A 13192-nucleotide genomic window follows, 5' to 3' on the forward strand; every position below is an offset into this window, starting at 1 on the left:
TTGTCGATCGGTAGGTGCACAGTAGGTGTTGGCGTGCAGACTGAACCCCTGGCGGTTTACACAACGGTCTCCGGTTGAAGGGTAGGCGGTGGCGTTGGGTTCCACCGTTTGCAGGGTTAAGAGTTTTTGTCCCGCTCTGGGCCCCAGGGCAATACGATAGGTACAAGAGCTGGCTTGTAGCGGTGTCATAGACGGGTCGGTTGACTCTGGCTGATCAAGATATAGTTGGCCCTGATCTTCCGCTAATACACCCCGGCACACCAGGAAGCGCATCAGGCGTTGAATCAAATGCTGCAAGACGGTCTGTAGTTGTTGCGTATTGGGAGGCGAGACCTGGTGCCTGCCGTCCATGGCGAAACTTCAAGGGCTTCGATGGGCCCCAGCCACGCCATCCCTGGCGTGTCGTTCGTCAAGCTGCGAAGTGACATTGAGTCACTTCGGTCTTTCCTCACCCATCAAGAAAAAGACAATGCAAATGGATGTTGAGGTTGGCCGCTGAGCCGAAGCGCTGAATGAGCGTAACGGCACCAGTATGCGCCTCTCGGCGCGGAAACCGGCCTGTTTGATCAGAAAGCTGGAGATAGTTCGGTGTATGACCTGGAGAACGGGCGATAGCAACTGAGGCTGAGAGGCCAACAGGATACGCAAAGGGATCGGAAAAGAGATCACCCACTGCCGAACGGGCTGGCGAGGAATGACGTTGTCGGCCAGATGCGCGGCGGTCTCAGCCATGCGTCGCGCCCCACAGCTTGGACAAAAGCCGCGTCTCTTACACGAAAACGCCACCAATTTCTCGTGATGACAGTCTTCACAGCGCAGGCGCAGAAAGCCATTGGCGAGAATCCCGCAGTCAAGAAAGGCATCAGTGTACGCATAATTCATCGCTTCCATTTTTTTACAAAATATTTCGACTCTTTTTTCGCATTCTTGCGTCATTGTGCGTTTACGAAAGTTGTATTACACTACTTTAAACATGAATAAATTACGAGAAAAACAATTGCGACAGAGTAACCTTGTATAAGGATACGAAGTAATGGGCAATAAAATCTGCATAAACATTTTAGCCTGCATAATGTTTGTACCGTTTCTTGCGAACATCGCACACGCGGATTCGTCTGAAAACGCGAATGGCGGTACGTCCAAGCCATATTTATTCGAATTAAGCTATTACGGCGAAACTTTTTTTCATCCCGGACTACGATTTTCGGTGGGCCGTCAAGTTTTTGGTAGTGCGCGACACGCCTTTGTCGCGTCGCTCGCTACGGCGTATTACTTCCACTTTCAAAATAGCCACAACTACTTTATCGATGCGGGTCTCGACTACTACTGGAACTTCGATTCTGGAATGTTTCTTAATTTGGGAATTTCCCAAGGCTATATTCATACGTTTGCTGCAGGTGACGTATTGGAATATCGAAGTGGCGCCGTCTATGAAACGTTCGATTTTGGATATGGTTACTACAAGCCAGGAGCTAACTTCGGTTTTGGCTACGACCTTTCGCGTTTGGAAAGCGTCGGAAAACCAATGCGCGTTTATTTCAAAGCGGGTGCATTCGGGCAATATCCGTTAAATCAACTGCTCATCTATAACATCTTTGCCGAAGTGGGTGTCTCTTATGCCTATTCGTTTCGATAAATTACACGCTGTGTTCGGCGCAACATTTAACAACCGCACGCGAAAAACAATTTTGATTTCGGTTGTGCAATTTCTTTTCGCGTTATTCCTATTGGCAGGCTGCTCGGTTGATCGGCAGGTCGACTTCTTTTACGTTAAGAATGCCGGGGAAGTGATGCCGGTGGATGTACGCGGGAATGCATCGAACGGCACATTTATTTTGCTATTGCATGGCGGCCCCGGCGATACGGCGCAATACTACACGATGATGAAACCGTTTCAACAACTCGAAGAAAATTACGCGGTCATTTATTGGGACCAGCGAGCGGCGGGAAACAGTTATGGTCATCCATCGAAGTCGTCAATTAGCATGGACCAATTTGTTGAAGATACGCACGCGGTCATTCTCGCAGTAAAAAAACGCCTCAATGTCAAAACGATAGTGTTGCTGGGTGTTAGTTGGGGAGGTCGACTCGGTTACGAATATCTTGCCAGTTCATACGTTGATCCCTTAGTTAAAGGTTGGATCGACGTGGATGGATTGTCCGGTTATCTATCAACGTATCAAGCATCGCGAGATTGGGTGATTACAACCATGCCAAATAGAATTAACGATCCGAGTATTGCGCAAAGCAAGAAAGACGGTTATCAAAATGCATTGAATTGGCATCAAGATCGACCTGATCTCGGGTCGGGCGGTTTTCTCGATATTTTCGGTCGTTTTATGGAGCACGCGCGGATATTACGTGTGGCTGGCTTGTATGATTATGATCCGGACTTTGTCACCGCCGAATTGGGTAAAATCCTCGGATGGAAGACAATTTTTTTCTCGTCAATTGACACGTTGCAGCAATTGTTACATGCGACGAATTGGCACAAAATATGGAACGACAGCGAAAGTGAGGTCGCGCGTTTGCTTGCCGATCCCGCCTTTGCGAATATTTCGGTACCGACGCTTATCATCAATGGCGAGCACGACGGTGCAATTACCGCAGCCCTCGCGCAAACTAAATATAATGCACTTACGTCGCTAACGGCGACTCAAAAAAGTATTTTGATCTACGACAAGTCTGGACACGACCCGATGATCGAAGAGCCCGATCGATTTTTTACCGATGTAAATGGTTTTGTTGCGGCTCTTCAGTAACCTGCTTTCTTCGTAACGTTATAAAAAAACGGCAAACTTCAAGAACGAACTATCTGTAGTATACAGACCCTCACGCTAACCGTCGCTCTCCAAATCCAATTCATTCGAATAGCTCGCGATAAAAGTTACCACCCCAAATGGCGACGAACTAGTTCGCCGATCGTGTAAACCGAAGTATCTTCCAGGAATAAGAACTATAAACCACATATTCCTGTTTGATCGCCAGTATCAGCCATCAAAACCTGGGTGTCAAAACGACTACCGCTTCGATAAAAGAGACCTACAACAGAGAAATCTGCGCCGAGTGGTGCCATCAGGGTGTCTATTTCCGACTTACTGGCTTCGAGATTGAGTGCGTCGGACGTGTGGGGCTGCTTCACCGCATGGGTGAAGGAATGCTCGATGAGAGAGGTCTATATAAAATCGAATCCGTCAGGGAGTCTGGCGGGTGCCCGAGGCGGTGCTCTTGTCGGTAGGTCCAGGTGCTTAAGGATCTTGGCGATGGTCGGCGGGTCTTCTATGGAGGCTAAAATTTTGAGATTGCCCTGGCAGTGGGGACAGGTGTGAATATCGATATTGAAGACGCGTTTGAGTAAACGCGCCCAGGATATGTGTTGCCTTGGTGTTGGAGCCGACTCGTCTTGTTCAGTTACGCTTCTCGAATCGCTATCCGGTGGATGCGGCACGACGAGTGGACGCAGTTTGGCATTGGGTGCTAGGACACCAAAGTAGCGAATGAGATTGAGCCGGGGGCGAGGTACCAGGGCCGCCAGTTTCTGCAGGAACTCCAGCGGTGACATAACGATATGCGTGGTCCCGTCTTTGTACGGGCTTTTCAGTTTCAGCACTACATCGCCATTTTGGCGGATCTTGATCCGCTCATTGGCCAGAGCAGGTCGCGTGATGTAGCGACACAGTCGTTCGAGTTTTTGTCGATCCGTTGGTGCGCAATAGGTGTTGGCGTGCAGGCTGAAGCCCTGGTGGTTTACACAACGGTCCCTGGTTGAAGGGTAGGCGGTGGCGTTGGGTTCAACGGTTTGCAATGTCAGGATCTTCTGACCGGCCCTGGGCCCCAGGGCGATGCGATAGCTACAAGAGCTGGCTTGTAGTGGTGTCATAGACGGGGCGGTTGACTCGTGCTCATCAAGATACAGCTGCCCCTGATCTTCCACGAGTACACCCCGGCGCACCAGGCAGCGCATCAGACGTTGAATTAAACGTTGCAAGACGATCTGTAGCTGTAGCGTATTGGGTGGCGAAAAAGGATGAAAAACCGCTTTGCCGTCGATCAGGCGATAGACGCCATCAAGAAAAAGACAATGCAAATGGATGTTGAGGTTGGCCGCTGAGCCGAAGCGCTGAATGAGCGTAATGGCACCAGTATGCGCCTCATCGGCGCGGAAACCGGCCTGTTTGATCAGAAAGCTGGAGATAGTTCGGTGTATGACCTGGAGAACGGGCGATAACAACTGAGGCTGAGAGGCCAACAGGATACGCAAAGGAGTCGGAAAAGAGATCACCCATTGCCGAACGGGCTGGCGAGGAATGACATTGTCGTCCAGATGCGCGGCGGTTTCGGCCATGCGTCGTGCCCCACAATGTGCGCTGTTAGTGGTGATGACGTAGCATTGTTTGAAAAATTCCTCGCGATGCTCAACGATCTCGACGATGTTCAAAACGTGTATCATAATGCGGAGATTGATCAGTAAAACACGTGCAAAAAAAAACGGGCCCGGCACACTTCAGTGCTCGGGCCCGGTTGTTAAAGCCTTTAATACATCCCTGGAATAAACGTGGCGATCTCTTTTTTGTATTTGTGATATGTCTCGCCGAAGTTTTTGATCAAGTCACGTTCTTCAAAATAAACCCCGACTGCAATATATAGTGTGAACGCACCCGCCAGGACAAAGTGAGTCACTGACATGAGCGGAGTTGCCCACAACAGAACCAGCATCCCGAGCATCATTGGATGACGACTATAGCGATACATGTATTTTTTAGTAAAAGGTAGCGCTGTATACGGCTTACCTCTAAAGTAAAGATATACTTGTCGCAATCCCATCAACTCAAAGTGATTGGTCACCAGGGTAGATAAGAGCAGATAGACAATGCCGACGGCATAGGCAATATATATCGCGACTTGGAAAACATTGTTTTCTACTTGCCATATTGTTCCTGGAATGGACTGCCAGAAATACACAGCGACAATGGTAACGACGCCCGACATTAGCATATAGGTTGCACGTTCGGCAGCAGCAGGAATCACGCGTGTTAACCACTGTTTAAATCTGCCTCTGGCCATGATGCTGTGCTGTAATCCGAACAACATAATTAGGCCAGTGTTGAACAATAGCGCGGTAGCAATTGAACCGGCTTGCCACTCGCTTAGACCGACAGGAGCAAGTCCGCCAACGCCCAAAATAAGCCAGAATAGCCCAGTGCAACCGACGGCGTAGGCTAGTGTTCCGTATGCAAGTACAGTAAATCGTTTAAAGAAATCCGTAGATTCTACAGACACGTTTGTTGGTGCATAAACTTGACTAGTGTTTTTCATAAACTGTTCTCCATGTTGATTGAATTTAGGTCTAGTCTTTTGTGACGATAACTTCGAGGTATTCCGATGGAACGACCATGTCACCATTGGTGCCACGATTAAAGTCACTGATGAGACGAAGAAGATCTGCTTCGAGCGCACTTGCCTGTTCCTCTTCTAGTGCGAGAAAGGCCTTGTGAACCGGACCGTAATAGGTACGAAACAGATCAACCCAGTGTTGTGGAGATTGAAAGCGAAAATTAAATTCTCTCGTACGGTAAGTGATTTGTTTGGAATACTGGCCAAACTGTGCATCGATAAACGCACGAGTTCCCCATAATGCGGGAGAGCTTATACCGCTTGGGGGTGCGATATAGGATCCAATGAGTTTGAAAACCTGACCAATAAAACCTTCGGGTGTCCAATTGGTCAGACCGATTTTTCCGCCAGGTCGGCAGACTCGGATAAGCTCGGCTGCACTCTGTGCCTGGTTCGGCGTAAACATCACACCAAAGGTCGACACTACATTGTCGAATTCATTATTTTCAAACGGTAGTGCTTCTGCATCCGCGAATTGATAATGTAGCTTCAGACCCTCGGCGTCGGCTCTTTCCTTGGATTGTGCGAGTAGGGTTTCCACGTAGTCGGTAGAAACAACTTCGCAAAAACGTCGTGCGGCAGCGAGGCTAACGTTGCCGTTTCCAGCGGCCACATCGAGAACAGATTCACCTGCTCGTAAATCCATGGATTCGCACAGCTGTTCACCGGTAATTTGCAGTGTGACGCCAATGCGGCCGTAGTCACCTGATCCCCAGGTGTTGCGTTGCTTTTCTTTTATGAATTCGAAATTGATAGTTTCCGGGACGTCTACAGATAGTGTATTTAACATGTGATTTCTCCTGTTTGGTTTGAGGTAATTGACTTTACTGTCAGGAGTAAGCTTAGGATTTTCGGGACCGGGAAACTTGAAGACTATGTGGGGATTTCGTGGAGATTTGCGGGAGCATAAATTGAGATTGTCTACGCTTCCCGGTTTGCGGGATTATTGCTGCTAAATCAGACGAGTAGGCCGCATTTCGTCAATTGTTGTATTTCCTCCGGGCGGACAAAACGCTGAATGTCCTCCATACTTAGATGGGGACGTATCCGTTTCGCGTCTTCAATGGCCAGTTGAGCGGCTTCTGGTTTGTCGGCTTGGGCCAGAGCAACGCCGAGGACTATGCGAGGCAAGAATATCTTATCGTCAAAGGCGCAGGCATTGGAGGCGACTTCGATGGCTTCATCGACTCGACCAAAGTTTAGTAACGCCCTTGCCAATAAGGCGCCCCAGGCACCGATGCGATTGTCCCGCGGACTGATGCGTATGCCATGGTACATATTGTTTATACCTTTTTCTTCGCCAATCTGTAGCTGTGCCGCACCGAGTGCTGCCCACGCTTGGGCATTGCTTGGGTCCAATTCGACAGCCCGTTCCAGCATTTTGATGCCGCGAAAATGATCTCCCATGTCACTGAAAGCGCAACCGGCGTAGCCTAAAACATCGGGATCCTGGCTATCGAGGGCGATAGCGGTTTCTGCGGCGGATAGGGCTTCGTCGTGCCAACCATCGTGATTGACCAATCCAACCAAATGACCTATGGCGAGAATCAAGGACAGATAGGCATGGGCGAACGCCAACTCAGGGTCTTTTTTTATAGCCTGACGGAGTAGATCAGCACATTCACTAAAGCTTTCTTCGCTCCAGCCCTTTTGACCAAGAACGGCACTCCCTTGTCGATAAAGCTCCCAGGCGCCTAAATCGACAGGTCTACGCTTGCGTAAAGTAGCCAGCTCTATTCGATTTATTTCAGGTTCGATTGCGCTAATGATGTTCATGGTAATCTGCTCTTGTAAGGCGTCCAGTTCCTCCAAAAGTATGGTTTTGCGTACCCCCCACAGCACGCGCCCTGTTTTGGTTTCGATGAGTTTAATTGATAAATTTATGCTTTCACCGATACCCCGGACCGAGCCATCAACAATATAGTTGGCGCCCAATTCCAGGGCCGCCTCAACGTCGTTCGTATCGTCCCTCTTATAAAAGGCGGTGGTGTTGCGCGACATGACTAGGAAGCCAGGCGTTCTGGCCAAACGGATATTGATGTCTTCGAATAGTGTTTCTGCAAAATATAGTACGATCTCAGTGCCGGAGCTGGAAAGTGGTAATACCGCTATCATGATACGCTCTTCCGGCTGTGGGCTTCGCACCGGAAAAAGACAGGCCATACCTTGCTCTTCACTTCCGACCAGCGTGCTTTGGGTCATGATATCGTCAACTACCGAGGTGTTCGATTCGCTTGCAACAGCGTTTTCGTTCTGTACCTGTGCAATAAAACGAAATCCGCGTCGATTTACGGTTGAAATATATTTTTGCGATTGACCATTATCGCCAATGGCTTTGCGAGCTGCCTTAACACAACTACTGAGTGTCGATTCGCTGACAATTCGGCCCTTCCATAACGTATCGAGTAATTCCTGCTTACTCACAGTGCGGTCACGATGTTCAACCAGGTACGTCAGTAGATTAAATACTTGCGGTTCCAGGGGTTGAGGCTTCCCTCCGTGGCGTAACTCAAAGTTCGTCGTGTCTAGAATAAAATCATCAAATTTAAAACTCATTAGTTTCTCTTTCGTTCACCATTCATCACTGAATTATGAGCGATCATAGTAGATATGGCATCGATTAGGAATGGTGTTCTGCTATACGAATCGCCGCTTCAACCCAAGAAATCCGGTAATCACTAATAAACCTAGCCAATCTAAGCTCCCAAACCAACTCCGACGCTGGTGATGTACTGCATGTTCATCATGTTGATGGGGGCTATTTTCAACTGGTTGATTATCGTTCTGCACTTCCGTGTTGGGCGCTTCATTGTTTTCTGGCTCCACAGTGACTGATGTGTCTACAGTATCTTCGACGGCGTTGTTTGATCCCTGCCTGTCTTCTGAAGCGAGGCTCTCAGGTTCCTTATTGATTACCACCTCAGATTGCCTACTGTCCTGTCCTTCTGTATTGGGCGTTTCGTCTTCTACTGAAGCGGTATTTTCTGGCTCAATATACGCTATTATCTCCACTCTCTGTACATAGGTGCTAGTGTTACCGGTTGGATCGCTTGCAGTCCAGGTGACTTCGTGTATCCCCGGACCAAAACTATTTGGTGCATTGTTACTAATGGTCGCTATACCCCCGACATCACTAGCCTCGGCGGAACCGATATCTAACACTATGCTCTGTTGGTTTTGTAAAAGATTGACGGCTATATCGGCGGGGTGTGAGGTGAAATCGGGTTCTGCGTATCCACAATCGTGACGGCATAGCTTCGACTCACAGCCTTGCCTTTTTCATCGGTTACGGTTTCGGTGACGATAGTCTCGCCTAAAGGAAACATACCGTTTTCTGGAGCGTTTACCTCGAAAGTTACTTCGTTGCCATCATCTTCAGCTTGAGGCTCTGGGAGTGTCACCTCAGTCAAGCTACCTTCGATTTCTTTCACAATGTCGTTAATGGTATTCGTAAACACGGGAGGAGGGTTGAAGGGAATGCCTGCACCGACGAGATGAATACCAAAGTCCCAGTCGCCTTCGGCATTTTGTATACGTATTGCCAAATTAGTATCTATACGCGAACGGATTTCTGTAGGTGCAAATGTGACAGGAATGGTCAAGGTCTCACCTGGCGCTATTTCGTATCCTAGGAGAGAGTCTAAGATAGTTATTTGAATAACCGGGCTCGAAAAAAAAGGATATGACGGAGTTGTCACTGTCTTCTTAGTCACACCCGCAATTTCCGAATCTGCGATAGCGTAATATTGCATTCCTTCCTGATCAAGACCGGATTGAAAATCTGGAGGTAGGGGGAATTCCTCTCGTAAGTTTGGAATCTCATCGTCGAAACGATTGACCGCGAGACTGCCGGCTTCGAAGATTGCGCCAATAATGAGGGCGGCTGAGCTGCCGGAATTTGTTATCGAAACTTCGTTTACTGAACTCATGCTGGTTTCGACCTTTCCGACCGAAACAAAATGCGGAAATTCTACTGGGTAGTCGGCGAGTGTTTTGAGAAATGCAACCAGACCTGCACGTAAGTCGGGGGGGAAACTAAATTCCGGATTGGCGAGTACCCCACCAATGCCAAATTGCCCATCGGGAAACGCGTCTTTGAAATGTTGGGATTCATAAAAACCAATTACGTCCTCCAATGTGTTAGCGGAGTTGTCATGAAAATACGGTGCCGTGTGTCGTATACCGATCAACTGAGGAACTTCAAACGAGCGAGTATTTGCACCGGCAGTGGGAGGCTCAGTCGGCAGTTGGTCGGTTGTGTTGACGTCCTGGCTTGCAACGCCGGTATTCATGCGTAGTTCCGTTACACGAGAAGTGTTAAGAAAGCGGCCTGAATGACAGTTTAGGCAACCCACACCTGTGAACTCCAGCGATCCTGTTCGCTGAAGGTTAGTCGTGACGTTGAAATCCGGATTGGTTACGGTGGTCGCTCCATTGGTAATATCAATTTCAAAGGATTCCTGAAACGCAGTGAGTGCTTCCAGTTCCTGGGTTGTAGGGAAGCGAAAGTCGATTCCTTCACGGCGTCTGATGTCCAGGGTAAAGTGTTGTGCTACCGCATTGCAGCTAAAGTCGGTGAGCGTTTCGAATTCGCCACTGAGTCCAAACGGGGCTGTGTGTTTGAGATTGATCAGGTGAGGAGACTTTCGAAAATTTTCGAGCGAATCGAAGCCATCTATGTTTTCCAGTACCAAAGCTCGGCCTATTGGATGTTCGCTCGAAGCCGACGCGCGCAATAAATCCTTGCTCGCAGGACTTTCGAGACCGTTAGCACTGCCATTTACTGGGTTTGGGCTAGTAAGATTGCCAGATACCACGCTTACGACTGTGGCATGGTTACCCGAGCTGTCAGTGATTTGTCCGTCAAGGTCGAGCCCGCCGTCGATGAGGTAGCTGCTAGTGGTGCCTTTGGTAATCCGCGCTCGTGTACCGTTGTCGTCGACTAGCTCTCCGCGTAAATCACTTTGTGTTTCCCACCCGGAGACGGTTAACAAATTTACATTACGTGAGGCTTCGACGATGAATAGCGGATCGTTTTGTTCTTTCTCGTGAACATGTGCAGGGGTCATATTCATAAATGGTGGGATGTGGCAGGTCAGGTATAGGAAGTATTACCCACCTTTATCCGTCTGATCGCCAGTATCAATCATCAAATCCAGCGTGTCGAAACCCATACGTTTCAACAAAAGTGACCGACAGTAGAGAAAGAGTAGAGACATCCGCATCGAGTGTTGCCAACTGTGTGTCTATTTCCGATTTGCCGGCTGTGAAATGAGGTGTGTCAGGCAAGCGGGTCCGCTTCGCCTACAAGACAAAGGAATACGCGATGAAAGGGATTAACTGAAATCGAATCCGTCAGGATGTCGGGCGGGTTCCGATAGAGGTTCGACAGATTTGTCGCCGCTTCGCTCAGCGTGACAGTGTCCGTTCCAGTTCCGTGGGTTAGGCTTTTCTGCCAGCGTTCGTTTTGTTGTTCGAGTAGCTGTGCGTTATAGGGGTTTGGCAGAATGCGTACCGGTGGGCTGCTTATAGGCTTGCTGATATACATGGTGTGATTTCTCTTCGAGAGTTCACAGTATTACTTGCGTTGTTACGCTGTGACATTGATGCTATCCAGATAATTATCCAGGTGACGGCTTTGAGCCTCGCGGATCTCGCCAAGTGTTGGCCCGTTGCCTTGGGTAAATTTTTCGACGGTGAGCGCGTCGCCAAACTTGTCGCGAAACAATTTTGTGATCCCATCGCCATTGACTGGATTGTTAAAGGAACGCAGCTCCATCGTAGCGAGGGGTTGCATGGCGTCGCGGGGAAGACCATGCTGTACCGACGCATTCCCGATTAGCGGTGCATGAATGCGTAGCTTGCCATCGTCATCGATACTGGCCACTTCGATACCGTTGAGTTTGAATACCTGTCGTTGTTCGATGCTGTTTCTCTGTTCTTGTTCGTGCTCGTATTGTTCTTTGCGGTATTGTGCTGCGGCATACTCGCCGCGCATAGACTCCAACTGATCCTGGATGTGTTGCGCATAGGATTTTCCGAAATTGAATTTAGAAAATAACTCGGCGTTGGTGGGTGACTGGCCGGGTTGATACTTGTCTACGACCAAGCCTTTACCGTACATGGCACTAAGCCGTTTTTCGAGAAACTCGACCTTATCCTGTGGTTTCATATTCGGGTCGTTAGGAATCCTTGCCGCCATCGGAGTTGTCGCACCCCCGCTAGCGTCAACTCTGGCAATCAGCCTACCCTTGACCGAAAACACGGCAATCGTCTCGCGTTTGCCTCCGTATTCATTGGCATGTCGGAGTGTTTCGGCTTGGTGCGCGGGCGAGTTTGGATAGGCCATTTTAAGTCGTTGTTGCTCGAATCTCTCCATTAGCTCTTTGGGTGCCTTTTGCAGGGGGGCGAAGAACCCCAAGGGCTTAAAATTGTCGACACCGATCCGTATCGGACCGCCCTCTCGTGTGCTAGTGCTGTCCGTCTCGGGTGCTGTCGTTTTTGCGGTTGCCGTGGCGTTGTTTTCGGTATTGGTTGTTACCGTCTCCTGCTGGGGCGAGTACTTCCTCGTGTAGGCATAAGGTATATGCGAATTCGATATATGCAAGACGTTCTCCTAGCCATTTTTCTTAAACGATTGGATGACGCTATATTGGGCAAGCGCTGTTTGATTCATATGTGTACCTTCCTGGGACGGATTATTCAGCGCGGTACTCCGGGCGGATGTTTTGGTTTATACGAAATTCCATTTCGATAAACTCCTCATCGGGGGGCACACGGTAAAGTGCAAGCTTGCTGCCATCTCATCGAACACCTGTACGATGATACAGAGTGGGAACCGTTTTTGATTACGTGACGAGGTTTAACACCAAAGAGGAGCATTGCAAGCGGCAATATTTAACCGTCTAGCGGCAAGACATGGTAGAGAAGGAATAAGAAATATAAACCACCTTTACCCGTCTGATCGCCAGTATCAATCATCGAATCCAACCTGTCAAAACGACATTCGCTTCGACAAAAGTGACCTACAGTAGAGAAATCAGCATCGAGTGGTGCCATAAGTGTGTTTATTTCCGAGACACAATGTTGATAAGTGTTTTACCTTTCTCGGGTACGACTTCAAAGTGCGGACACTTAGAAATTTCAAGGGCGAACTGTACCGCAAGTGCGCACCCGGCGCATCAAACAATGCCATGCGAATGATAGCGCGGACAATAAAGGGTTGGCGAATTCATCGGTCTACGATCGAAAATACAACTGAATTTGCTCGTCGTTATAATGCCATTCTGCGTGGATGGATTGAGTACTACGGTAAATTCTGGTATCGGAATTTTAGCTATCGCCTATGGAGCGCGTTTCAATCACGACTCATCAAATGGGTGAAAGCCAAGTTCGAGTTTCGACGCGCAAGGCCTTGAGGAAGCTTTCACTACTCCAGAGAGAGAACCCAACACTCTTTGCTCATTGGCATCTACTTCGTGCATAGAATGTGTGACCAAGAGCCGTATGACGGGAGACTGTCACGTACGGTTCTGTGAGCAACTAAGGGGTGAGATTCCCCTTGGTTGACTCGACTTTGCTGGACAGAACTGGGAGCCGAACATGTAGGTATTATCCAGAGCCTGATCAGTACGTGCAAACTCCACGACGTTAACCCATATACTTACCTGATCGATGTCCTGCAGCGCGTCAACACCCATCCGGTAAGTAAAGTCTATGAACTTACACCGCGTTTATGGAAGGAAAAGTTTGCCAACAACCCGATGCGATCAGAAGTCTACAAGGGAATCAACTACGT

At 48.8% G+C, this 13192-nt stretch carries 12 protein-coding genes and 4 pseudogenes; 5 read left to right on the forward strand and 11 right to left on the reverse strand.

Annotated features, from left to right (window positions below):
* A partial coding sequence (locus OEZ43_21560) for a hypothetical protein (protein ID MDH5548171.1) occupies positions 1 to 351 on the reverse strand: 351 nt, incomplete at its 3' end.
* 100 nt (positions 352 to 451) lie between these two features.
* Positions 452 to 864 (reverse strand): annotated as a pseudogene (locus tag OEZ43_21565) (transposase zinc-binding domain-containing protein).
* A 169-nt stretch (positions 865 to 1033) separates the two neighbouring features.
* Between OEZ43_21565 and OEZ43_21570 the strand changes: the two are divergent.
* Positions 1034 to 1636: a hypothetical protein gene (locus OEZ43_21570; GenBank protein MDH5548172.1), complete on the forward strand. Its 603-nt coding sequence runs from the start codon at positions 1034 to 1036 to the stop codon at positions 1634 to 1636.
* Positions 1617 to 2762, forward strand: coding sequence for an alpha/beta hydrolase (locus OEZ43_21575; protein ID MDH5548173.1), 1146 nt, complete (start codon positions 1617 to 1619; stop codon positions 2760 to 2762). The genes OEZ43_21570 and OEZ43_21575 overlap by 20 nt, the downstream gene beginning before the upstream one ends.
* A 194-nt stretch (positions 2763 to 2956) precedes the next feature.
* On the opposite strand, the gene OEZ43_21580 is transcribed toward OEZ43_21575, so the two are convergent.
* On the reverse strand, positions 2957 to 3142 hold the full coding sequence (locus OEZ43_21580; protein ID MDH5548174.1) for a hypothetical protein: 186 nt from the start codon (positions 3140 to 3142) through the stop codon (positions 2957 to 2959).
* Positions 3143 to 3175: 33 nt separating this feature from the next.
* The gene (locus OEZ43_21585; protein ID MDH5548175.1) at positions 3176 to 4345 is read right to left on the reverse strand and encodes a transposase; all 1170 of its coding nucleotides are present in this window, start codon (positions 4343 to 4345) and stop codon (positions 3176 to 3178) included.
* Positions 4346 to 4354: 9 nt separating this feature from the next.
* On the opposite strand from OEZ43_21585, the pseudogene OEZ43_21590 reads away from it, so the two are divergent.
* Positions 4355 to 4471: pseudogene (locus OEZ43_21590) on the forward strand (YebC/PmpR family DNA-binding transcriptional regulator).
* A 62-nt stretch (positions 4472 to 4533) separates the two neighbouring features.
* Here the strand turns inward: OEZ43_21590 and OEZ43_21595 are convergent.
* From OEZ43_21595 to OEZ43_21625, 7 genes are all read right to left on the reverse strand, one after another.
* Complete coding sequence (locus OEZ43_21595) at positions 4534 to 5316, reverse strand: NnrU family protein (protein MDH5548176.1); 783 nt, start codon at positions 5314 to 5316, stop codon at positions 4534 to 4536.
* 31 nt (positions 5317 to 5347) lie between these two features.
* Positions 5348 to 6184, reverse strand: coding sequence for a class I SAM-dependent methyltransferase (locus OEZ43_21600; GenBank protein ID MDH5548177.1), 837 nt, complete (start codon positions 6182 to 6184; stop codon positions 5348 to 5350).
* 167 nt (positions 6185 to 6351) lie between these two features.
* A complete protein-coding gene (locus OEZ43_21605) occupies positions 6352 to 7950 on the reverse strand; it encodes a winged helix-turn-helix domain-containing protein (protein MDH5548178.1) in 1599 nt (532 codons plus the stop codon).
* Positions 7951 to 8031: 81 nt separating this feature from the next.
* Positions 8032 to 8556 (reverse strand): hypothetical protein, encoded by a 525-nt coding sequence (locus OEZ43_21610; protein MDH5548179.1) that lies wholly within the window; start codon positions 8554 to 8556, stop codon positions 8032 to 8034.
* A gap of 32 nt (positions 8557 to 8588) precedes the next feature.
* Positions 8589 to 10463 carry a hypothetical protein gene (locus OEZ43_21615; protein ID MDH5548180.1) on the reverse strand — a complete coding sequence of 625 codons (1875 nt, stop codon included), beginning with the start codon at positions 10461 to 10463 and terminating at the stop codon, positions 8589 to 8591.
* Between the two features lie 212 nt (positions 10464 to 10675).
* Positions 10676 to 10942, reverse strand: a complete 267-nt coding sequence (locus OEZ43_21620; protein MDH5548181.1) for a hypothetical protein — start codon at positions 10940 to 10942, stop codon at positions 10676 to 10678.
* 42 nt (positions 10943 to 10984) lie between these two features.
* On the reverse strand, positions 10985 to 12001 hold the full coding sequence (locus OEZ43_21625) for a hypothetical protein (protein MDH5548182.1): 1017 nt from the start codon (positions 11999 to 12001) through the stop codon (positions 10985 to 10987).
* Between the two features lie 490 nt (positions 12002 to 12491).
* On the opposite strand from OEZ43_21625, the pseudogene OEZ43_21630 reads away from it, so the two are divergent.
* Positions 12492 to 12880 (forward strand): annotated as a pseudogene (locus tag OEZ43_21630) (group II intron reverse transcriptase/maturase).
* 91 nt (positions 12881 to 12971) lie between these two features.
* Positions 12972 to 13192, forward strand: a pseudogene (locus OEZ43_21635) (transposase domain-containing protein).

The organism is Gammaproteobacteria bacterium, from assembly GCA_029881255.1.
Lineage (GTDB): Bacteria > Pseudomonadota > Gammaproteobacteria > S012-40 > S012-40 > JAOUMY01.